30 protein-coding genes, 1 tRNA gene and 1 other RNA gene are annotated in these 25,071 nt (G+C 67.6%); 16 read left to right on the plus strand and 16 right to left on the minus strand.

Annotation, left to right across the window (positions count from 1 at the left end):
* Positions 1–31: 31 nt before the first annotated feature.
* The 3 genes from F1C10_RS01600 to lipB form a co-directional block, all read right to left on the minus strand.
* Positions 32–706: a hypothetical protein gene (locus F1C10_RS01600; protein WP_308458068.1), complete on the minus strand. Its 675-nt coding sequence runs from the start codon at positions 704–706 to the stop codon at positions 32–34.
* Positions 707–915: 209 nt separating this feature from the next.
* Positions 916–1,179, minus strand: coding sequence for a hypothetical protein (locus tag F1C10_RS01605; protein WP_185208229.1), 264 nt, complete (start codon positions 1,177–1,179; stop codon positions 916–918).
* A gap of 88 nt (positions 1,180–1,267) precedes the next feature.
* On the minus strand, positions 1,268–1,930 hold the full coding sequence (lipB, locus tag F1C10_RS01610) for a lipoyl(octanoyl) transferase LipB (RefSeq protein WP_185208230.1): 663 nt from the start codon (positions 1,928–1,930) through the stop codon (positions 1,268–1,270).
* 91 nt (positions 1,931–2,021) lie between these two features.
* Here lipB and F1C10_RS01615 point away from each other — a divergent pair, with 91 nt between their 5' ends.
* Both F1C10_RS01615 and F1C10_RS01620 read left to right on the plus strand, forming a co-directional pair.
* Positions 2,022–2,834, plus strand: a complete 813-nt coding sequence (locus F1C10_RS01615) for a hypothetical protein (protein WP_185208232.1) — start codon at positions 2,022–2,024, stop codon at positions 2,832–2,834.
* Positions 2,831–3,574, plus strand: coding sequence for a hypothetical protein (locus tag F1C10_RS01620; protein WP_185208234.1), 744 nt, complete (start codon positions 2,831–2,833; stop codon positions 3,572–3,574). Before F1C10_RS01615 ends, F1C10_RS01620 begins: the two co-directional genes overlap by 4 nt.
* On the opposite strand, the gene F1C10_RS01625 is transcribed toward F1C10_RS01620, so the two are convergent.
* From F1C10_RS01625 to F1C10_RS01635, 3 genes are read right to left on the minus strand one after another with little or no spacing between them, the layout of a single operon-like run.
* The gene (locus F1C10_RS01625) at positions 3,544–4,137 is read right to left on the minus strand and encodes an N-acetyltransferase (protein WP_185208236.1); all 594 of its coding nucleotides are present in this window, start codon (positions 4,135–4,137) and stop codon (positions 3,544–3,546) included. The genes F1C10_RS01620 and F1C10_RS01625 overlap by 31 nt on opposite strands.
* Positions 4,128–4,970, minus strand: coding sequence for an oxygen-dependent coproporphyrinogen oxidase (hemF, locus tag F1C10_RS01630; RefSeq protein WP_185208238.1), 843 nt, complete (start codon positions 4,968–4,970; stop codon positions 4,128–4,130). The genes F1C10_RS01625 and hemF overlap by 10 nt, the downstream gene beginning before the upstream one ends.
* 53 nt (positions 4,971–5,023) lie before the next feature.
* Positions 5,024–5,482 carry a tRNA (cytidine(34)-2'-O)-methyltransferase gene (locus F1C10_RS01635; protein ID WP_185208240.1) on the minus strand — a complete coding sequence of 153 codons (459 nt, stop codon included), beginning with the start codon at positions 5,480–5,482 and terminating at the stop codon, positions 5,024–5,026.
* A gap of 171 nt (positions 5,483–5,653) precedes the next feature.
* Between F1C10_RS01635 and petA the strand changes: the two genes are divergently transcribed.
* From petA to F1C10_RS01660, 5 genes are all read left to right on the plus strand, one after another.
* Positions 5,654–6,238, plus strand: a complete 585-nt coding sequence (petA, locus tag F1C10_RS01640; RefSeq protein ID WP_185208241.1) for a ubiquinol-cytochrome c reductase iron-sulfur subunit — start codon at positions 5,654–5,656, stop codon at positions 6,236–6,238.
* 11 nt (positions 6,239–6,249) lie between these two features.
* Entirely contained in the window at positions 6,250–7,536 is a 1,287-nt protein-coding gene (locus tag F1C10_RS01645; RefSeq protein ID WP_185208243.1) for a cytochrome b/b6, read from the plus strand.
* Positions 7,537–7,561: 25 nt separating this feature from the next.
* Positions 7,562–8,404 (plus strand): cytochrome c1, encoded by an 843-nt coding sequence (locus F1C10_RS01650; RefSeq protein ID WP_185208244.1) that lies wholly within the window; start codon positions 7,562–7,564, stop codon positions 8,402–8,404.
* A gap of 80 nt (positions 8,405–8,484) precedes the next feature.
* A complete protein-coding gene (locus tag F1C10_RS01655) occupies positions 8,485–9,021 on the plus strand; it encodes an adenine phosphoribosyltransferase (protein WP_185208246.1) in 537 nt (178 codons plus the stop codon).
* A gap of 80 nt (positions 9,022–9,101) precedes the next feature.
* A complete protein-coding gene (locus F1C10_RS01660) occupies positions 9,102–9,725 on the plus strand; it encodes a hypothetical protein (RefSeq protein ID WP_185208248.1) in 624 nt (207 codons plus the stop codon).
* Positions 9,726–9,769: 44 nt separating this feature from the next.
* On the opposite strand, the gene F1C10_RS01665 is transcribed toward F1C10_RS01660, so the two are convergent.
* From F1C10_RS01665 to F1C10_RS01695, 7 genes are all read right to left on the minus strand, one after another.
* Positions 9,770–10,219 carry a MaoC family dehydratase gene (locus F1C10_RS01665; protein WP_185208250.1) on the minus strand — a complete coding sequence of 150 codons (450 nt, stop codon included), beginning with the start codon at positions 10,217–10,219 and terminating at the stop codon, positions 9,770–9,772.
* Between the two features lie 10 nt (positions 10,220–10,229).
* Positions 10,230–11,534, minus strand: a complete 1,305-nt coding sequence (locus F1C10_RS01670) for an ectonucleotide pyrophosphatase/phosphodiesterase (protein ID WP_185208252.1) — start codon at positions 11,532–11,534, stop codon at positions 10,230–10,232.
* 70 nt (positions 11,535–11,604) lie between these two features.
* Positions 11,605–12,945: a sorbosone dehydrogenase family protein gene (locus F1C10_RS01675; protein ID WP_185208254.1), complete on the minus strand. Its 1,341-nt coding sequence runs from the start codon at positions 12,943–12,945 to the stop codon at positions 11,605–11,607.
* Between the two features lie 65 nt (positions 12,946–13,010).
* Positions 13,011–13,520, minus strand: coding sequence for an NUDIX hydrolase (locus tag F1C10_RS01680; protein ID WP_185210008.1), 510 nt, complete (start codon positions 13,518–13,520; stop codon positions 13,011–13,013).
* Between the two features lie 17 nt (positions 13,521–13,537).
* Positions 13,538–14,209 (minus strand): TPM domain-containing protein, encoded by a 672-nt coding sequence (locus tag F1C10_RS01685; RefSeq protein ID WP_185208256.1) that lies wholly within the window; start codon positions 14,207–14,209, stop codon positions 13,538–13,540.
* The gene (locus F1C10_RS01690; protein ID WP_185210009.1) at positions 14,209–15,060 is read right to left on the minus strand and encodes a YgcG family protein; all 852 of its coding nucleotides are present in this window, start codon (positions 15,058–15,060) and stop codon (positions 14,209–14,211) included. Before F1C10_RS01690 ends, F1C10_RS01685 begins: the two co-directional genes overlap by 1 nt.
* Before the next feature lie 119 nt (positions 15,061–15,179).
* Entirely contained in the window at positions 15,180–15,758 is a 579-nt protein-coding gene (locus F1C10_RS01695; RefSeq protein ID WP_185208258.1) for a LemA family protein, read from the minus strand.
* A 115-nt stretch (positions 15,759–15,873) separates the two neighbouring features.
* On the opposite strand from F1C10_RS01695, the gene mscL reads away from it, so the two are divergent.
* Positions 15,874–16,326, plus strand: a complete 453-nt coding sequence (gene mscL / locus F1C10_RS01700; RefSeq protein ID WP_185208260.1) for a large conductance mechanosensitive channel protein MscL — start codon at positions 15,874–15,876, stop codon at positions 16,324–16,326.
* A gap of 44 nt (positions 16,327–16,370) precedes the next feature.
* Here mscL and F1C10_RS01705 read toward each other — a convergent pair whose 3' ends face one another.
* The gene (locus tag F1C10_RS01705) at positions 16,371–16,802 is read right to left on the minus strand and encodes an Rrf2 family transcriptional regulator (protein WP_185208262.1); all 432 of its coding nucleotides are present in this window, start codon (positions 16,800–16,802) and stop codon (positions 16,371–16,373) included.
* A gap of 42 nt (positions 16,803–16,844) precedes the next feature.
* Here F1C10_RS01705 and ssrA point away from each other — a divergent pair.
* The 8 genes from ssrA (at position 16,845) to F1C10_RS01745 (ending at position 23,200) form a co-directional block, all read left to right on the plus strand.
* Positions 16,845–17,195: a transfer-messenger RNA gene (gene ssrA / locus F1C10_RS01710) on the plus strand.
* Between the two features lie 128 nt (positions 17,196–17,323).
* A complete protein-coding gene (locus F1C10_RS01715; protein ID WP_185208264.1) occupies positions 17,324–18,013 on the plus strand; it encodes a 2OG-Fe(II) oxygenase in 690 nt (229 codons plus the stop codon).
* Complete coding sequence (gene recJ, locus F1C10_RS01720) at positions 18,013–19,767, plus strand: single-stranded-DNA-specific exonuclease RecJ (RefSeq protein WP_374939360.1); 1,755 nt, start codon at positions 18,013–18,015, stop codon at positions 19,765–19,767. The genes F1C10_RS01715 and recJ overlap by 1 nt, the downstream gene beginning before the upstream one ends.
* A 66-nt stretch (positions 19,768–19,833) precedes the next feature.
* Positions 19,834–19,908, plus strand: a tRNA-Glu gene (locus F1C10_RS01725).
* 60 nt (positions 19,909–19,968) lie between these two features.
* Positions 19,969–20,724 carry an SDR family NAD(P)-dependent oxidoreductase gene (locus F1C10_RS01730; protein WP_185208266.1) on the plus strand — a complete coding sequence of 252 codons (756 nt, stop codon included), beginning with the start codon at positions 19,969–19,971 and terminating at the stop codon, positions 20,722–20,724.
* 60 nt (positions 20,725–20,784) lie between these two features.
* Entirely contained in the window at positions 20,785–21,549 is a 765-nt protein-coding gene (locus F1C10_RS01735) for a LamB/YcsF family protein (protein ID WP_185208268.1), read from the plus strand.
* Positions 21,546–22,208, plus strand: coding sequence for an allophanate hydrolase subunit 1 (locus F1C10_RS01740; RefSeq protein WP_185208270.1), 663 nt, complete (start codon positions 21,546–21,548; stop codon positions 22,206–22,208). The genes F1C10_RS01735 and F1C10_RS01740 overlap by 4 nt, the downstream gene beginning before the upstream one ends.
* A complete protein-coding gene (locus F1C10_RS01745; protein WP_219729773.1) occupies positions 22,205–23,200 on the plus strand; it encodes a biotin-dependent carboxyltransferase family protein in 996 nt (331 codons plus the stop codon). The genes F1C10_RS01740 and F1C10_RS01745 overlap by 4 nt, the downstream gene beginning before the upstream one ends.
* 15 nt (positions 23,201–23,215) lie before the next feature.
* On the opposite strand, the gene F1C10_RS01750 is transcribed toward F1C10_RS01745, so the two are convergent.
* Positions 23,216–24,439, minus strand: a complete 1,224-nt coding sequence (locus tag F1C10_RS01750; protein WP_185208273.1) for a threonine synthase — start codon at positions 24,437–24,439, stop codon at positions 23,216–23,218.
* 53 nt (positions 24,440–24,492) lie between these two features.
* On the minus strand, positions 24,493–25,050 hold the full coding sequence (grpE, locus tag F1C10_RS01755) for a nucleotide exchange factor GrpE (protein ID WP_258043016.1): 558 nt from the start codon (positions 25,048–25,050) through the stop codon (positions 24,493–24,495).
* Positions 25,051–25,071 lie beyond the last annotated feature (21 nt).

Consider the following 25,071-nt stretch of genomic DNA (forward strand, 5'->3'; position numbering starts at 1 on the left):
GCCGGCGGCAATCAGCCGGCGCGCGACCGGATCAGCGCTGCGCGACGGCGACGGAGGCGACGGGCGGCGGGAAATCGAGCACACCGCACTTCTTCGCCTGCCACTCGCCCTTGCCCGACCAGCACTGCTTGTCGAGCCGCGGCACGCGCGCGCCGGCGTGGAACGAGCGCGGGAACTGCTGCTCGCCCCACGGCGTCAGGCTGTTGCGCAGCTGGCGCATCCGCTCCTGCGCGATCACGCCGAAGCTGCCGCGCGGCGCGTAAAGCGCAAGACGGCCGATCTCACCGGCGGACTGGCAGAAATTATATTGCGAGGCGACGGCGTTGAAGCTCGAATAGGTTTTCGTCCCAAATTGATCGAGCGCGCCCTGCCCCGCCTTGGGCGCCTTGTTGGTGCGCTGGAAATATTTGGTCAGCGTGTCGTAGCTGTCCTTCAGCTCGGCACGGTGATCGGTAAGGATCGCGTTGTAATTGTCGACCGTCAGCAGCGTCGGCTCGAACTGGCATTGCAGCGCGGCGACGTTGAGCGCGGCGCGGAGCGTCCACGTCAACCCGGCGCGCCGCTCGGCATCGGTGGCACCCGGCAGCGCCATGGCGATACCCGGTTCGTCGCCGCGCACGACGGTGCCGGTCAAATCCTTGGACTTCATGAAGAACTGTGCCGATGCGGGCATCGACGATACAAGCGCCACGGCGGCGACAGCCACCCCCGCGATCCGCAACCGACCCATTTTCTCTGAACTCCCCGACCCGAACGCAGCGGATTCATACGCATTTTCGGGCCGTTATCCAAGCCTCTTCATCATGTTCGCGCCTCAGTCGGTCGCATCGACCGGGCTGAGGAGACACCCGCAAAACGCAGAAAGGCCGCCCGGTCGCCCGGACGGCCCCCAACATAACGCCATTGGCGCGATGATTACATCGCGTTCGTGGTTGTGGTCATGCTGTTGGTCATCATCATGTCGTTCGACATCATGGTGTCGTTCGCCATCATGCCGCCGTTCATCGCGCCGTCCACGGCGGTCATGTTGTCGGTCATGGTGTCCATGCCCTCGGTGGCGTTCATGTCGGTGACGGTCGTGTTGTCGACGGTGGTCTCGGTCTTCGACCCGCAGGCCGACACGGCCAGCGCGGCTGCCGCGATAGCCGAACCGGTCAGGATCTTCGAAAGTGCACGCATGGATAGCTCCCTAGATAATGGATTTGGACGGCGGACGTATCCATAATACCCAAATCGAGGTGGATATTAGTCATAGAACGCCGCCCCCTCAAGCCTCGATTTGTCGAACACAAGTCAGGCTTTTGAGGAAAGCGTCGGCGGTAAACGCGAGGGCGGCGTCGAAGGTTGCAAAATCTGCCGCGTTGCCCAGCGCTTGTGCGCTGGTGACGGGATAGTCGGCGATGCCGCAGGGCACGATGCCGCCGAAATGGGCGAGATCGGGCGCCAGGTTCACCGAAAAGCCGTGCATCGTGACCCATTTGCGCACGCGCACGCCGATCGCGCCGATCTTCGCCTCGCGTCCGTCGCGGTCGAGAGTCCAGATCCCGATCCGCCCCGGTGCGCGAAACGCGTCGATCCCGATGCGGTCGAGCGCGGCGATCACCCACCCTTCGAGGCCGTGGACGAAGCAGCGCACGTCACGCCCGCGCTGCGCAAGATCGAGAACGAGATAGCCGATCCGCTGCCCGGGCCCATGATAGGTATAGCGACCGCCGCGGCCAGCTTTCACGACCGGGAAACGCGGATCGATCAGTTCGGCGGCGTCGGCGCTGGTGCCCGCGGTGTAGACCGGAGGATGTTCGAGCAGCCAGACGAGCTCGCGCGCGTCGTGCCGCGCGACCGCCGCATTGCGCGCCTCCATCTCGGCCAGCGCCGCGGCATAGTCGGTCAGTCCCGGCGAGTTGCGCCATTCGATGTCGCCGATCGTCACGGGGCGTCAGATGCGCACCCCGACAGTGATTGGCAAGCGTCGCGGCGATCGGGTAGGCGGCGGCGATGGATCGCACCAAGGGGCGCTGCGCATGATCAGCATGAGCGAGATATGGGATCGGACGGTCGCGGTGATCGCGGGGCGGTTCGCCATGCTGGCGTCGATCGCGACGCTACTGCTGCTCGCCCCGCCAATCGCGCAGGCGGCGATCGATGCGATTTCGGGCACCTCGCCGGCGCTGCGCTTCGTCGGCGGCCTCGTCGCGCTGCTGGTGTTCGTCGCGGCGATGCTCGGGGCGCTGGCCGTGACGGCGGTGGCGACCGACCCGTCGCTCGACCAGCGCGGCGCGCTCGAAGCCGCCGGGCTGCGGATCGGCCCGCTGCTCGCAGTATCGATCGTCCTCGGCATCGTCCTCTTCGCGAGCTTTATTCCCGCCATACTGCTGATCGGCACGTCCGGCTTCGACATCGTCCGCGCGCAGGCGGGTGCGCCGCAGCAGGCGCTCGACACCGGCCGCTTCGCGCTTGGCGGGCTGTTCATGCTCGTCACGCTCTTCGCCTGGCTCTGGGTGTTCGCCAAGCTGGTGCCGTTGCCGGCGGTGGTGATGAACGAGCGCCGCGGGCTGGGTGCTATCACGCGCTCGTTCGCCTTGACGCGCCGATCGACGGCGAAACTGTTCGGGGTACTGATCCTCTACGCGATCGTCATGGCGGTCGCGCTCATGGCTGTCACGTCGGTGCTCGGGTTGATGACACGGCTGATCGTGGGGCCTGATGCGCCAGGAGCGGTTGCGTTCGTCGTCGCTGTGGGGACGGCGATCGTCACGTGCGTCTTCAGCGTGGTGCAGAACGTGTTCGGCGGGCAATATTATCTGAAGGCGCGCGCGGTGCGCGAGGCGGCGTGAACCCCAATTTCATCACCCTCCTGATCGATACGTGGCGTACCTCCCGGCGCGACGCGGATCTCGTGCTGCGGATCGCCGGCGCGCTGGTGTTCCTGCCGGCCTTCGCGGTGCAACTGCTGTGCGATCCCTTGCCCGCGCTACCCACCGAGCGTGACGAGCGCGCGATGCAGGTCTGGCTCGATGCGGTGTCGGCGTGGGGGCAGGGGAATGCCTTCTGGTATGTCGCCGCCGACCTCGTCGGCATGGTCGGGCTGGCGACCGTCGCGCTGCTGTTGCTCGACCGGCGCGCCCCCTCGGTGCGCGAGGCGCTGGCCGATGTCGCACGGCGCTTGCCGCGGTTCGTGCTTGCCAATCTGCTGGTCGCGATCCCCGTCGGGCTCGGCCTGTGGTTGCTCATCCTGCCCGGGTTGTACCTTCAGGCGCGGCTTATCGCGGCGATCCCGGCGCTGGCGGCAGAACCCGGGCTGAGCGCCGCGCGCGCGGTGCGGCGGAGCTGGCGGATGACCGCGATGCCCGGCTGGGCGATCCTAGGCGCGATCGTCGCGCTGTTCCTGTTGCAGTGGCTGATCGTCAGCCCGTTGTTGCCCGCCGAGACGTGGCTGCGCACGCCGGGCCACGAGAATCCGTTCGTCATCGCATTGGTCGCCGCGCTGCTCGCTGCGGCCTCGACCGTCTACAACCTGGCGCTGCTGTTGCTCGGCGTCGTCGCCTATCGCCGCTGGGCCAGCATCGGCACGTGAGGGGCAAGGCTTTCGTCCAGCAATCCGGCGAGCCGCGGGTCCGCGAACGTCTCCACCGTGCGCCGCACCGCTACGAAGCCCTGTGCGCGATAAAAGCCGAGCGCGCGGGGATGGTCGAGCGTGCAGGTGTTGACCGTGACGCGGGCGATCCCGGCGCGCCAAACGCGCGCCAGTGCTTCGGTCATCATCCAGCGTCCGTGCCCCTGACCGGCAAGTTCGGGAACGAAGCCGAAATAGGATAGCTCGCCGATGCCCGCGCGGCGGAAATCGAGCTCCAGCATCCCCACTTCGATGCCGGAGGGATCGACCGCGGCGTAGATCTCGACCGCGGGATCGTGGATGATCGCGTGCAGCGCGGCGTCGTCGATCGCCAGGCGCGAGAACCACAACCACGGCCCGCCGACGCGGCGGAACAGCGTGCGATACGCCGCCGCAGTCGGCCGCTCCCACCGCACCAACCGAAAGCGGGTTTCCGGCATCGGGCGCAGCGGCGGACGGCGCCTCATCTCCAGCGTGGTGACGATCGTCGCCACCTGATCGTCGGGAACCGCGATCAGCCCCACGTCGCGACCGGCGGCAGGCTCATCAGGATCGCGTCGATGTTGCCGCCGGTCTTAAGCCCGAACAAGGTGCCGCGATCGTAGACGAGGTTGAATTCGGCGTAGCGGCCGCGCCACTCGTTGCGCTGCGCGACGTCCGCCTCGCCGAACGGCAAGTTCATCCGCCGCCGCACGATCCGCGGGTAAACGTCGAGAAAGGCACGGCCGACGTCCTGCGTGAAGGCGAAGTTTGCGGCAAAATCGCCTTCAAGGTGATCGTAAAAGATGCCCCCCACGCCGCGGTGGACGCGCCGGTGCGGAATGTAGAAATAGTCGTCCGCCCACTGCCTGAAGCGAGGATAGTGCGCTGTGTCGTGCGCGTCGCATGCGGCCTGGAGCGTCGCATGGAAGTCTTCGGTGTCCTCCGCGATCGGAAGCGGCGGATTGAGATCGGCACCGCCGCCGAACCAGCGCTTGGTGGTGACCAGGAAGCGCGTATTCATGTGCACGGCGGGGACGTGCGGGTTCGCCATGTGCGCGACCAGGCTGATGCCGGTGGCGAAAAAGCTCGGGTCCTCCGCCGCGCCATGGATCGTCTTGGCGAAATCGCCCTCGAAACTCCCGCCCACGGTGGAAACGTTGACGCCGACCTTCTCGAACACGCGCCCCTTCATCACGCCGCGCACGCCGCCGCCGCCCGGTGCGCCCGCGGGATCGACGCGGTCCCAAGGTGTGTAGACGAACGCGGCGTCCGATCCCGCCTCACGCTCGATCGCGGTGAATTCGGCGCAGATCCGATCGCGTAAGGTCTCGAACCATTGGCGGGCGGCGGCTTGTTCGGTGTCGAGCGTCAGCATGGCCGATCCTTACCGGCGCGACGCGCGACCTGTCGAGGTGACACAATGTCCCATCACGCAGCCTGCCCGCGCGTCTGACGCATAGCCTCAGACAGAATGATCCCGGCGCTGATCGCGACGTTAAGCGAGCGGAAACCGGCCCGCATCGGGATGCGGACGCGCAGATCGGCGCGATCATGAACGTGATCGGGCACGCCAGCACCTTCGCTGCCGAACAGCAAAAGGTCGTGGGGCCGGAACCGTGCGTCCCACAGATCGACCGCGCCGCGCGTCGTCGCGAGCACCAGCCGCGCCGGCTGCCGGGCTTGGGCAGCGAGGAAACCCGCCCAATCAACGTGCCGCGTAACGTCGCCCGCGGCGGCATAATCCATCTTCGCGCGGCGCAGCGCGCGATCGCCCCACGGAAAGCCCATCGGTTCGATCAGGTCGACCGGGACGCCGAAACACGCTGCCGTGCGCAGGATCGTGCCGACGTTGCCGGCGATATCGGGTTCGAACAGGGCGATGCGCATGATGCCGGGTTAGCGGCGGAAGACGCCCGCCGCAAAATGCAGTTGGCAGGGGAGGGGGGCGAAGCTATCAGGCCGCGAACCCTCGTGGGGACGAGGGATTCCATGGGCGGGCGCAGCGGGCATTCCCCGATCGATGCGCCTCTCCAAGGCAGGAAGGACAAGGGTTAGCGAATGGCGACGGTCGACAGCACGATTCCTCCGGGCGAGAACCCCGCCCCCTATCATGAGGAAGGCCACGACCCCCGCCGGCGCGACTTCATCAACATCGCGACGGTCGCTTGGGCTGGCGTCGGCGCGGGCGTAATCGTCCTGCCGCTGATCAACCAGATGAACCCGTCAGCCGACGTGCTCGCGCTGTCGACCACCGAGGTCGACATCAGCAAGATTGAGCCCGGCCAGGCGATCAAGACGACGTTCCGCAAGCAGCCGCTGTTCGTACGCAACCTGACGCCGAAAGAGATCGCCGAGGCGGACGCGGTGGCGCCGAGCTCGCTGCGCGATCCGCAGACGCTGGAAGAGCGCACCAAGGCGGGCAAGAAGAACTGGCTGATCACGCTGGGCGTCTGCACCCACCTCGGCTGCGTGCCGCTGGGGGCGGGCGAGGGCGAGAACAAGGGGCCGTTTGGCGGCTATTTCTGCCCGTGCCACGGTTCGGCGTACGACACCGCCGGGCGTATCCGCCAAGGTCCGGCGCCGACCAATCTCCATGTCCCCGAATATGCATTCACGTCCGACACTGTCGTGACGGTCGGTTGAGGTAGCGCACCATGAGCTTTCCCTGGGCCCATCACTACGAGCCGAAGCAGCCGCTGATGCGGTGGCTGGATGAGAAGCTGCCGCTGCCGCGCCTCGTCTATAACGCCGTCGGCGCGGGCTATCCCGTGCCGCGCAACCTCAACTATTTCTGGAACTTTGGCGTGCTCGCCGGGCTCGCGCTGGTGGTGCAGATCGTCACCGGCATCGTGCTGGCGATGCACTATGCCGCCAACGGTTTGGTCGCGTTCGGCTCGGTCGAAAGCATCATGCGTGACGTCAACGCCGGCTGGTTCCTGCGCTACGCGCACGCCAACGGCGCGTCGATGTTCCTGCTCGTCGTCTACATCCACATCGCGCGCGGCCTCTATTACGGCTCGTACAAAGCGCCGCGTGAGATGGTGTGGCTGCTCGGCGTCGTCATCTTCCTGCTGATGATGGCAACCGCCTTCATGGGCTACGTGCTGCCGTGGGGCCAGATGAGCTTCTGGGGCGCGCAGGTGATCACCGGCTTCTTCTCGGCCATCCCGCTGGTCGGCGAGCCGATCCGCATCTGGCTGCTGGGCGGCTTCGCGCCGGACAATGCCGCGCTCAACCGCTTCTTCTCGCTCCACTATTTGCTGCCGTTCGTCACCGCGGGCGTTATCATCATGCACATTTGGGCGCTGCACATCCCGGGTTCGAACAACCCGACCGGCGTCGACGTGAAGGGTGAGCAGGACACGGTGCCGTTCCACCCGTATTATACGGCCAAGGACGGCGTCGGCGTCGCGGTGTTCTTCCTGATCTTCGCCTCGCTGATCTTCTTCTCGCCCAACCTGCTCGGCCACCCGGACAATTACATTGAGGCGAACCCGCTCTCGACGCCGGCGCACATCGTTCCCGAATGGTACTTCCTGCCGTTCTACGCGATCCTGAAGAGCTTCACCGCGGACTTCATTCTGACGGGCAAGCTGTGGGGCGTGCTGGCGATGTTCGGCTCGATCCTGCTGCTCTTCTTCCTGCCGTGGCTCGACAGCTCGCCGGTCCGTTCGGCCAATTATCGTCCGACGTATCGCTGGTTCCTCGTCGTGCTGCTCGTCGACGTGCTGATCCTCGGCTATATCGGCGGCGCGGAGGCGACGGCGCGCAACGTCATCATCGGTCAGCTCGCGACGGCCTATTACTTCGCGCATTTCCTGATCATCCTGCCGATCGTGTCGCGCTCGGAGCGTCCGCGCCCGCTGCCCAACTCGATCACCGAAGCGGTGCTTGCCAAGCATGGCGGCACCTCGCCCGCCAAGACCGCGATGGCGCACTGAGCCGATACGGGGGAATAACAGAACAATGGTTCGTACCATCGCACTCCTGATCGGCGCGGGTTTCGTGTTCGTGCTCGGCATCGCGCTGTTCGGCACGATCTCCACCGCGATCAGCAATCCGGCGCCCGAGACGGCGGAACACGAGTTTCACCTGCACCCCAACAACATCGGGCTGCCGTCCGAGGGGCTGTTCGGCAAGTTCGACCGCCAGCAGCTGCAGCGCGGCCTCAAGGTCTATCAGGAGGTTTGCGCCGCCTGCCACAGCCTGAAGTACGTTTCGTTCCGCGATTTCGAGGAGCTCGGCTACAGCGAAGGCCAGGTGAAGGCGATCGCGCAGGGCTGGCCGATCGAGCAGCCGAGCGTGAACCCCGACACGGGCGAGGCGGCGACGCGCAAGAACGTCGCCTCCGATCGCGTGCCTAGCCCGTATCCCAACGAGGTCGCGGCGCGTGCGGCCAACAACAACGCGCTGCCGCCCGATCTGTCGCTGATGACGAAGGCGCGGCATGACGGCGCGAACTACGTCGGCTCGCTGCTGACGGGGTATCGCAACCAGCCGGCCGAGCTGCTGCGCAAGTTCCCCGACGCCAAGACGCCGCAGGGGCTGCACTACAATCCGTATTTCGCGAACCTCAACATTGCGATGCCGCCGCCGCTGACCTCCGACGGTCAGGTGACGTACGAGGACGGCACGAAGCCGACCAGGCAGCAGATGGCGGACGACGTCGCGGCCTTCCTCACCTGGACGGCTGAACCGAACCTCGAGACGCGGCATGCCGCCGGGTTCGCGACGATCATCTTCCTGTTGATCTTCTGCTTCCTGACGTGGGGCACGTACCAGAACGTCTGGCGCAACATTAAGCATTGATCGCGCCGGACGGTCGACGGGGCGGGGGGCTACGGCCCCCCGTTTCGTTTCCGCCGCCGGTGTTACAAGGGACCAAGCCGATGACAGCGAACGACGATCTCAAGGCGCTGATCCGGACGATCCCCGACTTTCCCAAGCCCGGCATCCAGTTTCGCGACATCACGACGCTGCTGCTCGATGCGAAGGGGCTGGCGACGTGCGTCGACCGCATGGTCGCCGCAACCACCGGGCCGATCGATTTGGTCGCCGGGATCGAGGCGCGCGGCTTCCTGTTTGCCGCGGCGCTCGCGGTGCCGCTCGGCGCCGGGGTGCTGCTGATCCGCAAGGACGGCAAGCTGCCCGGCGCGACGATCGCGGAGGATTACGCGCTAGAGTACGGGCAGGATCGGATCGCGATGCACGCCGATGCCTGTGCACCGGGAGCGCGGGTGCTGCTGATCGACGATTTGATCGCCACCGGCGGCACCGCGCGCGCCGCGGTACGCCTGCTGCGCAAGGCTGGGGCGCAGGTGGCGCAGGCGCAATTCCTCGTCGATCTGCCCGACCTCGGCGGTGCCGATCTGCTTCGCCGCGATCGGATCGCGGTCGATGCGCTGGTGTCCTTCCCCGGCCATTAGGGAACCGGCTGAAGCTGCTCTCGTTACGGAATGATCGGCGGCGCGTATTTCGCCTGCCCTCCGCTGTACGGGAGACGATGATGTTCAACTGGAAACGCCTCGGGACCGTCGCGCTGCTCGGCGGCCTCGGGATCGGCACGGCCGCCTGCACCGACGGCTACGGCTATGGCGGGGCCTCGCTCGGCTACGGCTCGGGTTATTACGCCGATCCCTATTACGGCGGGGGTGGCGGCTATTACGGCAATGATTTCTACGGCGGCGGCTTCGGGGGCGTTGGGGCCGGCCTCGGCTACGGCTGGTACAACGACTTCTACTATCCCGGCACGGGCGTGTACGTATACGACCGTAACCGCCGGCCTTTCAGATGGAACGACAACCAGCGTCGGTATTGGCAGGGTCGGCCGGGTTGGAACCAGCCGGGCGCGCGCGCCAATTGGAACGAGTTCCGTCGTGACTATCGCGCCGAACGCCGTGACTATCGCGGCGATCTCCGCGACAATCGCCAAGCCTACCGGAACGGCACGATAAACCGCGAGCAATTCCGGCAAGGGCGCCGTGACGCGCGCCGCGAGTTCCGGCGCGACGTGCGGCAAGACTATCGCCAATACCGACGGGAGAACCGAGCGGACGGCTATCGCACCCCCCGCTTCAATCGTAGCGGCGTAGGTCGTCCACCGCGCATTCGTAGCGTTCGACCGCGCTGAATGTAGCGCCCGGCGGCTTAACCTTGCCGCCGGGCGTACGCTCTTCAGGCTGCGGGGCGTGTGGCGATCAAGCCGTTGGACACCATCGACATGACCGCGACATCGTCCTGATTGAATACGGTCATCCGGCTCTTGAAAATACCCATCTCCGGGCGAGACTGCGATTGTCGCTTTTCGAAAACCTCCGTCTCGCAGCGTAACGTGTCGCCCGGGTAGACGGGCTTCAACCAACGCAGCTCGTCGACGCCGGGCGAACCAAGCCCTGCCTGCTTGTTGTTTTTCAGATTGGCGACGATCATCGACATGACCATCGCGCAGGTGTGCCAGCCGCTCGCCGAAAGTCGCCCGAAATGCGTCGCCGCCGCCGCCTCATCGGAGAGATGGAAGGGCTGCGGATCGTAGCGCGAGGCGAAGTCGATCACTTCCTCACGCGTCACCTGATAGGCACCGAAGCTCGCCTTCGCGCCGATTGCGATATCCTCGAAATACTGCATCGCCCGCTCCTTATCGTTTCAGTACCTTCTGAAACGGCGCGTCGCTGCCGTCCAGCGATGGATCGGCGGGCAGGCCGATCAACCGCCGCAGCAGCGGGGTGACCGATACGTTGTCGAACGTCGCGATGCTGCGCCCCGCGGCGAAGGCCGGGCCGTTGGCAATGAACAGCGCACGCATGCTGGGCGCCTCGTTGTCATAGCCGTGCTCGCCGCGTGAGAAGGGCGTCGTCGGCGCGGTCTTGTACGTCATCCACCCATCCTCGGCGAGGCACAGGAACGGCGGGACGCGCGGGTTGATCCCATAGTGGAAGCGCGCCGGGATTTCGGACTTCCGCCAGCATTGTAGATGGGGGTGGGGCTTCAGCAGCGCTGCGGCAACCGCGCCCTCGCGGCCGGGAAGCGGGGCGAACGTCGCATAGGGGCCGCTCTCGACGATGCGTGCGTCGCTCGCCGAGACGAGCGTGTCGAGCGCGATCACGCGGTCGCTCGACGTGGCGCTCATGCCGTGATCGGAGACGACGACGATATTGGCTGGCTGCTGAAGGGCGGCGAGGCCGGCGACCAGTTCGCCGATCTGCCCGTCGACCTCGGCGATCGCGGCGTTCACCTCGGGCGAGGTGGGGCCGCGCTGGTGCCCGGCGGTGTCGACGATGTCGAAATAGGTGGTGACGAAGCGCGGCCGGGTGGCAGCCGGGCGGCGCATCCAATCGATCACGGCGCGCACGCGGTTGCTGCCCGGCATTTGCTGGCTGTACTGCTGCCAGTCGGTCGGGCGCGTGCCCCCGGTAACGGCGTACGGCCACTCCGTCGCGCGCGTGCCCCCCCAAGCGACGTTCGATCCCGGCCAGTACATCGCCGCCGCCGGTATCCCTGCACGCTGCGCGCTGACCCACAGCGGCGGCGCAGCGTCCCACCAGAACGGGTCGTCGGTCGCCATCGTGAACACCTCGCCGGGACGGGCGGGGTCTTCCATCGAATTGGCGGTGATGCCGTGCCGGTCGGGCCGCAGCCCAGTGACGAGCGTCCAGTGATTCGGATAGGTCTTCGACGGGAACGACGGCCGCATCGGCCCGGTCACGCCGCCCGCCGCGAGCGCCGACAGATTGGGCGTCAACCCGCGATCGAGATAGTCGGGGCGAAAACCGTCGATTGAGACGAGGATCGTGACGGGCTGACGCCGCTCGGCCCCGGCGAGCGCCAATGCCGTCGCGGGTGCAGGCTGATCGGCGGGGGGCAGGGCCGGCGGGGTCTTCGGATAGGCACATCCCGCGAGCGCGGAGACGGCGGCGAGCGACGCAAGAAGTCGGCGAACCATGGTGCTGCCTCTAGCGGGCGGCGTCGGCGCTGTCTTGTCCTCCGTTGCGTGCGACCGACGCGCCCGTGGTTCAGCGCGCCGCGGCCTGCTGCGCCGCGCTAACCCGCCAAATCGTGTTGCCGACGTCGTCCGCGACGAGCAGCGCGCCGGTGCGATCGGTGATCACTCCGACGGGGCGGCCCTGCGCCTCGCCGTCGGCGTTGAGGAAGCCGCTCAGCACGTCCATCGGCTTGGCGCCGCGCACCGGCCAACCTTGCGCGGTGAAGGGCACGAACACGACCTTGTAGCCCGACACCGGCACGCGGTTCCACGAACCGTGCTCGCCGATGAAGGCGCCGCTTGCGTAGCGCTGCCCGAGCTTCGCATCGCCGGCGAACGTCAGCCCCAGTGCCGCGACGTGGGGGCCGAGCGCATAGTCGGGGCGCTTGGCATATTGCTGCAGCTGTGGGTTCGCCGGCTCGACGCGCTTGTCGGGATAGCCGCCCCAATAATACCACGGCCAGCCGAAGTGGTCGCCCAGGCTCACCTCGGTCAGATAGTCGGGGACGATGTCCGACCCGAGCATGTCGCGCTCGTTGACGACCGCCCACAATTGCTTCGACTGCGGGTGGATCGCCATGCCGTTCGCGTTGCGCACGCCGGCCGCGAACACGCGCGACGTCTTCTCCTTCGGATAGACCTGGAGGATCGTCGCGCGGCGCTGCTCGAGCTCGAGCCCCTTCTCGCCGATGTTCGACGCCGAGCCGACCGACACGTAGAGCGTGCGCCCATCCTCCGCCGCGATGACGTTGCGTGCCCAATGGTTCTGCCCGCCGGGCAGCTTGACGACGACTTCGGGCTTGGCGGTGATGCTCGTGTAGCCGTCCTTATAGGGTACGCGGACGAGCGCATCGGTGTTGGCGACGTAGAGCTGCCCCTCGAACAGTACCATGCCGAACGGCGAATTCAGCCCCGTCATGAAGACGTGGCGCTGATCGACGCGGCCGTCGCCGTTGGCGTCGCGCAGCAGCGTGATGCGGTTGGCAGACGGCACGCCGGCGCCGGCGCGTCCCATCAGGAGACCCATCACGCGATCGGTGAAGCTGCGCCCGCGCGGCGGCGAGTTGCTCTCCGCGACCAGCACGTCGCCGTTCGGCAGGCGATAGAGCCAGCGCGGGTGATCGAGCCCGGTCGCGAACGGCTGCACCGCGAGGCCGGCGGCGGGCGTCGGCATCGTGCCCTGCGGCCAGCCGACCGCCTTCGCCACCTTTACCGTCGGGATCATCTGGCTGCGTGGATTGGTGATCTGCGGCCGCTGCCCGGTGACGGCGGCGAAGTCGATCCGCGCCTTGTCGGGCCAGCCGAGCCAGACGAAAACGCCGATGCCGGCGAGGACCAGCAGGCCGAGGACGATCAGAATGTGTTTGCGCATGGGGAAGAGATAGGGCGCCGCGTTTGATTGGGGAAGGTCGTTCCGGTCCGGCCGAACCGGGACCGTCAGCAGGCGGTGTCCGCCAGCAGGCTGTCGGCGAGCAGCAGCAGCAGCTTGACGTCGATCGCCAGCCCCTCGCGGCGCTTCGCGGCGACGAACGCTGTGATCTCGCCACGCGGGACGACGTGGACGACAATATCCTCGTCGGCATCGCCGCCGCCGTCGCTCACCTTCACCAGATCGTGCGCGCGCACCAGCGTGAAGCCCTCGCTGACCATACCCGGTGAGGAGAAGAACGTGCCGAGCGGTTCGATCGACCCGGCGCGATAGCCGGTTTCCTCCTCGAGTTCGCGCGCTGCCGCCTCTACCAGCGGCTCGCCGGCGGTCTGATCACCGATCAGGCCGGCAGGAAGCTCGAGACAGGCGCAGCCGAGCGGAACGCGGTGCTGCTCGACGAGCACGATCTCGTTCGCATCGGTGATGGCGACGATCACCGCCGCCTCGATGCCGCGGTTGCGCGCGGCATATTCCCACTTGCCCTGCTTCACCGCCCTGATGAAGCGGCCTTCCCACATCGTTTCGGGTGTATCGGTCACAGTTCAATCAGCCGATCAGGAAGTTCGTTGGGATTGCGTCCGGTCGGCGGAAAGTGCTCGGCAAGTACCACCCCGATCTCGGTGACCGCGGCTGCCATGCCGTCGGCAGGCCGCCCGTCCTTCACCGCTGCGACCAGCGCCGCCATGGCGTGGCCCCATACGTCGGGCGACACGCGATCGTGGATCCCGGCGTCCGCCACGATCTCGGCGCGATGCTCGTCGACGCTCAGATATAGCAGCACGCCGGTCGCGGCGATCGTGCGATGCTCGGCGCTCGCGCGGAACAGGGCGAGCGCGCGGGCATGAACGCGGCGCGTCTTGGTCGCCGCGGGGGTAAGCGCCATGCGCAGCGGCCGGATCGCGAACAGATAGCGCGCGAACAGAAAGGTTAGCGCGGCGAGCATTGTCGCGATCGTCAGCGCGGTCGCCGTGGAGACGTGCTCGTCCCATGGATCACCCGTCAGCAGATGAACCGCATCGATCGCGACGGGAAAGGCCGAGAGGATCGCGAGCACCAGCAGCATCACGAGCACGGCATAGTGCAGCCCGACGTCGTGGTACGCGTCCGACGATTGCGCGACGATCGTCACGATTTCGCCGTCGGTCGCCTGCTCGGCCGCGGTGACGGCCGCCGTGACGCGGGCATGATCTGGCGGTGTCAGGCGCATCACCAACTCCCCGACGCGCCACCGCCGCCGAACGATCCACCGCCGCCGCCGCCGAACCCGCCGCCGCCCCAACCGCCGCCGCCGCCACCGCCGCCGCCCCAGCCGCCACCGGAGCCCCAATCGTCGTCGTCATGATCGCCGCGCATCGCCGCGCTCGCGGCGTTCGCCGCGATGTTCCACAGGATCACCGAGCCGAGCCCGCTGCCGCCATCGCCGCGATAACGCCGCGCGCCGCGCGTGCTGCCGCGCCGCGCCACCGAGAGGAAGATGAAAACGGCCACCATGCCCCAGAAGATCAGTCCGATCGGCACTCCGCCGCCGCCGCGCCGCTGCGCCTTCGCCGTCGAATCGAACTCGCGCACTGCCGCGTCGAGCTTTGCCTGCGCTTCTTCCGGCGATGCGCGCAGCTGCGCGATCAATGCGTCGGTTCCCGCGGCGATCCCGCCGGGAAGATCGCCAGCCTTGAAGCGCGGCAGGATCGTCTGATTGATCAATACGCTGGAGAAGGCGTCGGTGAGAAACGGTTCGAGCCCGTTGCCCACCTCGACGCGCACCTTGCGCTCGTTCGGCGCAACCAGCAGGATGGCGCCGTTGTTGACGTCCTTCAGCCCGACGCCCCATGCCCGCCCGAGCTTGTAGCCATATTCCTCGATCGGATAATTTGCGAGGCTGGGCACGGTGGCGACCACCACCTGCCGTTTGGTATCGCGCTGCAATGCGTCGAGCTTCTGCGTCAGATCCTGCTCCACGGCGGGGGGCAGCACGTTGGCCGCATCGACGACGAAGCCGGTGAACTTGGGAAAGGCCTGTGCCGCCGCCGGGCTGGCGAGCGCCGTGACGACGACAAACATCGCGGCGAGCAGCGCCAGCCATCCGCCGCAAACGACTTTGCCGATACGCGCCACATGCCGCTCCGCCAGCAGGGCGGGGCCGCGCGCGACACGCCCGGCCTCGACAGAATAAGGCCGGCTCAGCTGCCGAAATCCACCTTGGGCGCCGTTTCGGCGTTGGGCGTGGTCGCCTGGAACGGCACCATCGGCTTCGCCCCGTAGAAGATCTTCGCGCCGACCGCGTCGGGGAAGGTGCGGATGCGGGTGTTATACGCCTGCACCGCGCCGTTATAGTCGTTGCGCGCGATCGTGATGCGGTTCTCGGTGCCTTCGAGCTGGCTCATCAGCGTGGTGTAATTCGCCTGGCTGCGAAGCTCGGGATAGGCCTCCTGCAACCGCTGGAGCGACAGCGTCAGCCCGGCCTGCGCGCGCTGATAGGCCTGCATCTTGGCGGGATCGCTCAGGTCGTCACCCGATACCTGCACCTGCGTCGCGGAGGCGCGCGCCTGCGTCACCTGCGTCAGCACGTCCTTCTCCTGCGCACCGGCGGCCTTCACCGTCGCGACCAGATTGGGGATGAGATCGGCGCGGCGCTGATACTGGTTCTGCACGTCGGCCCAGCGCGCCTTGGCGTTCTCCTCCGCAGTCGGAACGCTGTTGATCCCGCACCCGACAAGGCTGGCGGAAAGCGCGACGAGAAGAAGCGGACGGAACGTCATCGTGGTTGGTCTCCCAAGGGGCCTGTATCACTCATATAGGACGCTCAAGCCGCTTGGCGAAGGCTTAATCGAGCGGTAGCCTCGAACAAGGAATTGTCAGAAGGGGAAGCACGGCATGCTGAAGGAATTTCGGGCATTCATCGCGCGCGGCAACGTGCTCGATCTTGCGGTGGCGGTGATCATAGGCGCCGCCTTCGGCAAGATCGTCACCTCTTTGACAGAGGACGTGCTGATGCCGATCATCGGCAAGATCTTTGGCGGGCTCGATTTCTCGAGCTACTTCGTCGTGCTGGGCAATGTACCGGCAAATCTCGTCGGATCGACCGATTATGAGGCGCTGAAGAAGGCCGGGGTGCCGCTGCTCGGCTATGGCGCGTTCCTGACCCAGGCAGTCAATTTCGTGATCGTCGCGTTCATTATCTTCATGCTGCTGCGCACCGTGAACCGGGCGACGGCGATGTTCGAACGCGAGAAGGAAAAGGCGGCGGCGGAGCCGGCTGCCGAGCCGACGGACGTCGCGCTGCTGCGCGAGATTCGCGATGAGTTGCGCGCACGCCCGCAGGTGTAAGCCGTCGCGCCGCGCTACCCTCGGGGCGGCGCGGCAATTGCGGTTCAGGCCGCCGCCATCTGCTTCGCCGCGGCGTCGGCAAGGCTGGTGCCGTCGAGGATCCGTGCGGTCTCGTCGCGCACCCGCGCCATGGCGTGGCGGATCGCGCAATCGGCCTCGCTCTTGCAGTCCTTGCACGGGCGATAGGCCGTGCGGCTGACGCAGGGGACGAGGGCAAGCGGCCCTTCGATCACGCGGATCACCTCGCCCAGCGAGATGAGATAGCCCGGGCGCGAGAGGACGTACCCGCCCATCTTGCCGCGCTGGCTGTGCAGCAGCCCGGCGTCACGCAGATCGGCGAGGATGAGCTCGAGGAACTTGCGCGGCACGTTCGCCTCGACCGCGATCCGGTTCATCGGCACGGGCGGGCCACCCGCCGGCATCGTGGCAAGATAGAGCATCGAACGAAGGGCGTAACGCGAACGCTGGGTAAGCATGATACCCTGTTATATGGCGGCATATTATGGCGACCGAAAGGCGCCCTTGGCACTTTCCCGCCGGCGTCCTATATCAGCGGTGCTCGCGGGGCTTGCCCCACGGCTATGGCGATAAAAGCCGGCGAAAAATAGGCACAGCGGACCCGGGGGCAGTACCCGGCGGCTCCACCACTGCCGCTGCTTCCAGCAGGGGCATTGACGGGGCCGAACCAGGATCGACGTGTGTTGAAAGGCGCTGGTCTTTGCTCGGAATGGGACCACCGTGACGGCCCATACACAAGTGCCAACGATAACGAAGCACTCGCGATTGCGGCGTAACCTGACGGCTTAACGGCCTAAGGTTACACCAAAATAGCGCGGTCGGACCGCACCGGGCAACAGAAGCGGATTCCAGCGGCACGGGGAGCGCCGGGCAACAGAAGCTCCCCACCGTCCATCATGCCGCCGATGGTCGAGCGGTTATACCTGACCGCCGCAACGCAGGCTTGTCATCGCGGCGCAGGCGCGCACATAGGCCGTCCATGGCATCAGCGAACGTCCCCGGCCATCCTTCGGCACATCGCGCGCAGATCGGTTCCGCCGTCGCAGCCCGCCTTTCGTCCGATCCCCGCGCGATCCGCCTGCCGAGCAACTATGCCGCGGCATGGAAGCTGCCCGATTATCTCGATGTCGCGACCTGCAAGCGGCTGATCGCGATGATTGATGCCGATCGTCGCCCGTCCACCGTGCTGACGGACGAGGGCGACACGTCGTTTCGTACATCGGAGAGCTGTGACATGGCGCGCGACGCGCCCGAGATCAGGCCGATCGACGAAGGGCTGGCGCATCTGCTCGGCATCGATCCCGCGTGGGGCGAGACGATGCAGGGGCAGCGCTACGCCCCCGGCCAGTATTTCAAGGCGCATCAGGATTATTTCCACGAGGGCGAGAGCTACTGGCCGGTGATGCTGGCCAGTGGCGGCCAGCGCGTGTGGACGGCGATGATCTTCCTCAACACCGTCGAGGAAGGCGGGGCGACCTGGTTTCCGCAGGCAGGCCTGCGCGTTGCCCCCAAGCGCGGCTTGTTGCTCGCGTGGAACAACATGAATACCGACGGCAGTCCGAACAGCTACACGTTGCACGAGGGCACGGTCGTTACCGACGGCGTGAAATACATCGTCACCAAATGGTTCCGCGAGGGGCCCTGGACGCCCGAGGGCATGGCCGGGTGATGAGCGCACTGCCGCACGTGCTCGGGGTCGAGCGGTCGATCCTCGGCCAGCCTTGGCGCTGGCGCGCGACCGCGTCGGACGATCTGACGCTCGACGATCTGGTGACGCAGCTGCTGCTCGCCCGCGGCTGCCCGCGCGAGGCGCTCGACGCGCACCGCACGCCGTCGATCCGCGCGTTCATGCCCGATCCGTCGATCTTCCGCGACATGGACCGGGCGGCGGAGCGATTGGCGGACGCGGTCGTCGCGGGCGAGGAGATCGCGATCTTCGGCGATTACGACGTCGACGGTGCAACCTCCGCGGCGGTCCTGATCCTGCTGCTGCGCGAGCTGGGGATCGAGGCGCGCAGCTACATTCCCGATCGCCTGACCGAAGGCTACGGCCCGACCGCGGCGGCGATGCTGCAACTCGCGCGTGAGGGCGCTTCGCTGATCGTCACCGTCGATTGCGGGGCGCAGGCGTTCGATGCGCTTGCGGCCGCGCGCGGCGCGCCGGTCGACGTCATCGTCGTCGATCACCATCAATGCGCGAGCGAGCTTCCGCTGGCGCATGCGGTGGTGAACCCCAACCGGCTCGACGAGGCGGAAGGGGCGGCGCACGGACATCTCGCCGCGGTCGGCGTCGCCTTTCTGCTCGGCGCGGCGCTGGTGCGCGTGCTGCGTCGGCGCGGCTGGTTCGCGGCACGCGCCGAGCCGCGACTGCTCGACCTGCTCGATCTCGTTGCGCTCGGCACCGTCGCCGACGTCGCGCAGCTGCGCGGCCTCAACCGCGCCTTCGTCGCGCAGGGGTTGAAGGTGATGGCGGCGCGCCGCAACATCGGCCTCACGGCACTGATCGAGGCATCGCGGCTGACGCGTGCGCCGACCGCGACCGATCTCGGCTTTGCATTGGGGCCGCGGATCAACGCGGGCGGGCGCGTTGGCCGCAGCGATCTCGGGGTCCGACTGCTGACGACGCGCGACGCGCAGGAGGCGCGGACACTCGCCGGCGAACTCGATCGCCTCAACGAGGAGCGGCGCGCGATCGAAAGCGGCGTGCAGGCGGAAGCGGAGGCGCTGTACCCGCCGGGGCGCGCGATCACCGTCGTCGCCGGCCGCGGCTGGCACCCCGGGGTGATCGGGATCGTGGCGGGGCGGCTCAAGGAAAAGCTTGGCCAGCCGGCAATCGTGATCGCGATCGACGACCAGGGCATCGGCAAGGGATCGGGCCGGTCGATCCCCGGCGTCGATCTCGGCCAGGCGGTGCTTGCGGCGAAGGAGGCGGGGCTGCTGATAGCCGGCGGCGGCCACGCAATGGCCGCCGGGCTCACCATCGCGGGCGACAAGATCGACGCCTTCGCCGACTTCCTCGAAGAGCTGCTGGCAGCGCGGGTCGCTGCCGCCGTCGCCGATCGCGCACTGCTGGTCGATTCGGTTCACGCCCCCGGCGGTGTGACGCCCGATCTGGTGACGGCGCTCGATGTCGGCGGCCCCTACGGGATGGGTTGGCCGAGCCCGCGCGTCGCGATCGGGCCGGTGCGCGCGGTGCGCGTCGACGTGGTCGGCAACGGCCACGTGCGCGCGATCGTTGCCGGCGACGACGGGCGCAGCCTGAAGGCGATGGCGTTCCGCGCCGCGGACACGCCGCTCGGCGCAGCACTGCTCGGCGCACCGTCGCACCGGCGGCTGTGGCTGGCCGGGCGCGCCAAGATCGACGATTGGGCGCAGCGCCCCGCCGCGGAGCTTCATATCGACGACGCCGCCTGGGCGCCCTGATCGCCGCAGCTTTCCCGCCGAGCCCGATTGACTTCGCGCCGGGCGGCTTCTAACCGCACCCCCGCTGGCCCCTTCGTCTAGCGGTTAGGACGCGGCCCTTTCACGGCTGAAGCACGGGTTCGATTCCCGTAGGGGTCACCAGCACACGCCCGATCGCTCCGGTTGGCGCCTGCGGGCGCGACAAACGGGGGGAGACGCGGGATGACTTTGGACCTGACCGGGCGCATCGCGCTCATCACCGGTGCCTCGTCGGGCCTCGGCGCGCATTTCGCGGAAGTTTTCGTCGCCGCCGGCGCCCGCGTCGTGATCGGCGCGCGGCGGATCGATCGCGTCGAGGCGCTAGCCGCCCGGCTCGGCGACAAGGCGCTGCCGGTCGCGATCGACGTCACCGACGAAACATCGATTGCCGCGGCGTTCGATCGGGCGGAGGCGCATTTCGGTACCGTCGACACGATCATCGCCAATGCCGGCGTCTCCAATGGCGGCCGCTCGGTCGACGTCGCCGCCAGTGCGTTGCGCGCGACGATCGACACCAATTTTACAGGCGTGCTGCTGACCGCGCGCGAGGGCGCGCGGCGGCTGATCGCGGCGGGATCGCGCGAGACGGGGCGCGGACGCATCGTGCTGTTGGGGTCGATCACCGCGCATCTGACGGGGCAGGGCGACAGCGCCTATGCCGCGTCGAAGGCAGCGGTGGCGCATCTCGGCCGCAATCTGGCGCGCGAGTGGGTACGGCAGGGGATCAACGTCAACGTTATCCAGCCGGGCTATATCCAGACCGAGATCGCCGGCGACTGGTTCGAGAGCGAGGGCGGCGCGAAGCAGATCGCCGCGTGGCACCGCCGGCGCTTCATGCCGATCGATGTGCTCGACCCGCAATTGCTCTATTTCGCGTCGGACGCGAGCGCGATGGTGACCGGATCGGTGATCGATATCGACGACGGCCAATCGCTGTAACGCCGCGAAGCACGCAGCGAGGCTTCGACAAACCGGCATCGCACGCGCTATCGCCGCGCGATGCGATCGATCGATCTCAACGCCGATCTCGGCGAAGGTTATGGCCCCTGGTCGATGGGGGACGACGCGGCGATGCTGGCGCTCGTCTCCAGCGCCAACGTCGCGTGCGGCGGCCACGCGAGCGATCCCGAAACGATGTTCCGCACGATGGCGCTGGCACGCGCGCACGGCGTCGTCGTTGGCGCGCATCCCAGCTACCCTGATTTTGCCGGCTTCGGTCGGCGACGGCTGCCTTGCACGCCGGGCGAAATCGAGCGCTTCGTCGCGGCGCAGATCGGCGCACTCGTAGCGATCGGCGCACTAGCCGGGCACCCGGTGCGCTACGTCAAGCCGCACGGCGCGCTCGCCAACGTCGCCGCCGACGAAGCCGAGGTGGCGGAGGCGATCGTGCGCGCGATCGGCGCGGTCGACGCGCGACTGGCGGTACTGGCGATCTCCGGCACGATGCTCGAGCAGGCGGCGCGCGCAGCCGGGCTGCGCGTCTACAGTGAGGTGTTCGCCGACCGCGGCTACACTGCGCAGGAGCTTCTGGTGCCGCGCGACCGGCCGGGTGCGCTGATCCACGACGCGGACGCCGCGGCGAGCCGCCTCGTGGGGTTCCTGGCGAGCGGTGAAATGCCGACGGTGGAGGGCAGCACCGTGCCGCTCGCGGTCGATTCGATTTGCGTTCACGGCGACAACCCCGCGGCCGTGGCAATGGCGAGCCGCGTGCGAGAAGTGTTGACCGAGCGCGGACTGACGATCGCGCCGTTCCTGTCCGCGTGACCGCCCCGACCTTTCGCGCGGCTGGTGCGGGGGCGCTGCTCGCGGATTTCGGCGGCGCGATCGATGATGCGGTGTTCGCGCGGGTCGTCGCGCTCGACGGCGCGCTTACCTCGGCGGCGCCCGAGGGGCTTATCGAAACCGTTCCGGCCTATACCAGCCTGCTGATCGTGTTCGATCCGCTGGTGACGGACCATGTCGCGATTGAGGAGCATGCCGCGCCGCTCGCGACGTCGCCGCAAGAGCACCTTGCCGACGCGGCGGTGCATGAGGTCCCGGTCTGCTATGACGGCGCGGCGGCGCCCGATCTGGCGGAGGCGGCAGAGCGGCTAGGCGTGTCGCCCGAAGCGCTGATCACGTCGCACCTATCGGGCGAGTACCGCGTTTTCATGTACGGCTTCGCGCCAGGCTACGCGTATCTCGGCGGTGTGCCGGAGGCGATCGCGCTGCCGCGCAAGCCAGCGGCGATACGCGGCTATCCGGTCGGCAGCGTGATGATCGCCGGGCCGCAATGCCTGATCACGACGCTGCCAATGCCGACCGGGTGGTGGGTGATCGGCCGCACGCCGCTGCGGGTGCTCGACTCTGATGCGACACGCCCGTTCCTGTTCGAGCCGGGTGACCGCGTGCGCTTCGTCCGGGTCGGGAGCGAGGCGCTGTGACTACGCTGCGCATAGCGGCGGCAGGGCCGATGACGAGCATCCAGGATCGCGGCCGACCCGGCTATCGACGCTTCGGCGTGCCCCCGTCCGGACCGGTCGACCGGCGCGCCTTCGCGGCGGCGCTCGCGGCAGTCGGCGCGTCGGCGGACGATACCGCCATCGAGCTGTCGCACGGTGGCCTGGCGTTCGACGCGGGCGAGCGGCCGTTCGTGATCGCCGTTACCGGCGCGGCGGCGGCGCGGATCGACGGTTTCGAGCTAGGCGGCTGGTGCGTAGCGGGCGTTCCGGCGGGCGCACGGGTGCAGATCGACGTGCGGCACGGCAATTGGGGTTATGTCGCCGTCGCCGGCCGGATCGCGGCGCCGGAATGGCTGGGGAGCCGCTCGACGCACTTTCTCGCCGAGCTGGGCGGCGGTCGCATTCGGTCGGGCGACGCGGTTCCGCTGGCAGACCTCAACGAACATCTTGCGGCAGCTGCGATCGAGCCGCCCCCCGATCATGTGCCGATCACGACCGCGCGGATTACCGTCGGGCCGCAGCAGCGCTTCTTCGACGACGAAGCGTTGCACATCCTCTCATTGGACACGTTCAACGCCAGCGCGCGCTTCGATAGGATGGGAATGGTTCTTGAGGGCCCGTCGCTGCGGCCCGCGCGCATCGACATGCCGAGCGAGCCGGCGGTGCGCGGGGCGTTGCAGGTCGACGGTGAGGGGCGGATCAGCCTGCTGACTGCGGACCATCAGACCACGGGCGGCTATCCGCGTATCGCGGTGGTCGTCGAGCCCGACATCGATCGCCTCGCGCAACTCGCCGCCGGCTCACCGATCCGCTTCGTCGCGGTGAATGCGGCCGAGGCGATTGCAATCACGCGTGCCGCGGCGGTGGCGGAAGAGCGGTGGCTCGCACGAATTGCGGCGGCGCGGCGCGCAAAACCGTCGCTGCTGAGCGCCAACCTGATCGGCGGGGTGATCAACGCACTCGCCGAAATCTAGCCGGCGCGCCGCGTGTCAGAGCGCGTCGAAGTCGATCGGCTGGTGGCGATCGAGCGCGGCGTCGGCGGGAGGCATCGGATATTTCAGCCCGGTCGCACAGTTGAACAGCACGACCTCCTCGTCCTCTTCGACCTCGCCGTCGCGCAGCGCCTGGCGATAAGCCGCGAGCGTCGCACCGCCCTCGGGGCAAAGCAGCAACCCGTCCTTGCGCGCCGTATCGTCGACCGCCTGCAGGATCGCTGGATCGCTCACGGCCAGCGCCTTGCCGCCGCTCTCACGCACAGCGCGCAGGATCAGGAAATCGCCCACCGCCCGCGGCACGCGGATGCCCATCGCAATCGTGTCGGCATCCTCCCAGCGCTCGGCATGCTCCTCGCCCGCCTCGAACGCGCGCACGATCGGCGCGCAACCCGATGCCTGCACGGCGTACATCCGCGGCCGCTCGCTGCCGATCCAGCCGAGCCGCTCGAGCTCGTCGAACGCCTTCCACATGCCGATCAGCCCGGTGCCGCCACCGGTTGGATAGAAGATCGCCTTGGGCAGCCGCCAGCCGAGCTGCGCGGCGAGTTCGAGCCCCATCGTCTTCTTGCCCTCGATCCGATACGGTTCCTTGAGCGTCGAGAAGTCGAACCAGCGGCCTTCGGCCGCGCCTTTGCCGACGATCGCGCCGCAATCATCGATCAGACCGTTGACCCGCCAGACGCGCGCACCCTGCATCGCGATCTCGCGGACGTTCACTTCTGGCGTGTCCTCGGGGCAGAAGACGATCGTCTCGATCCCGCAGCGGCTGGCATAAGCGGCGAGCGCGGCGCCCGCATTGCCGTTGGTCGGCATCGCGATCCGGGTTACGCCCAGCTCCTTCGCCATCGCCACCGCCATGACGAGCCCGCGCGCCTTGAAGCTGCCGGTCGGCAACCGCCCCTCGTCCTTGACCCACACGTTGCTGCCGCCCGCCTTGGGGATCGGTACCAGCGGCGTCTCGATCTCGCCCAGGCTGACGACGTTGCGCGTCTGCCGGACGGGCAGCAACTCACGCCACCGCCACAGATCGGTCGGCCGCGCCGCCAGCGCATCGCGCGAGAGCGCCGCGCCGGCCGCATCGAGATCGTAGCGAACCAATAACGGCCGGCCGACGCGCGACAGATTGTGCAGCGTGTCGGCGTCGTACCGCTCCCCCGTCATCGAACATTCGAGATGCGTGACGAATGTCTGCCGGTCGGCGGTAAGGTTCGCGTTCATGCAACGATGCTTAGCGCGCGTTGCAGAGCAAAGGAACGCCCTCGTCGAGTGACTTAGTAGGGTTTCCTGGCGACGCCGACCAACGCCGGCCGCAGCAGCCGGTCGCGGATCATCCACCCCGACTGCATCTCCTGCACGATCGTACCCGGCGTGGCGTCGGACGGCACCTCCAGCATCGCCTGATGCTTGTTCGGATCGAGCGGCTGGTCCATCGCTTCGATGCGCGTCAGGCCGTGGCGCTGGAACACGCTGGTCAGCTCGCGCCCGGTCGCCTCCAGCCCCGTGACGAGGCCCTTGAACTTGTCGTCCCCGCGCAGCTCCGCCGGGATGGCGGACAGCGCGCGCTCTAGGTTGTCGTTGACGCTGAGCACATCGCGCGCGAACGCGGTCGCGGCATAGGCGCGTGCATCGGCGGCGTCCTTTTCGGCGCGGCGACGGATGTTCTGGATTTCGGCCTGCGCGTAGAGCGTCTGCTGCTTTGCGTCGGCGAGCTGGTTCTCGAGCTCGGCCACGCGATCATGTTCCGCCACTTCGGGCGCTGCTGCCGCGGTTTCCTCGCGCAGATCCTCGCCGCTTTCGGTGACGGTGGTATTGCCTTGCGTATCGGTCATCGTTTCCCTGTCTGACTGCAT

Origin of the sequence: Sphingomonas sp. NBWT7, from assembly GCF_014217605.1 — a bacterium.
Classification (GTDB): domain Bacteria; phylum Pseudomonadota; class Alphaproteobacteria; order Sphingomonadales; family Sphingomonadaceae; genus Sphingomonas.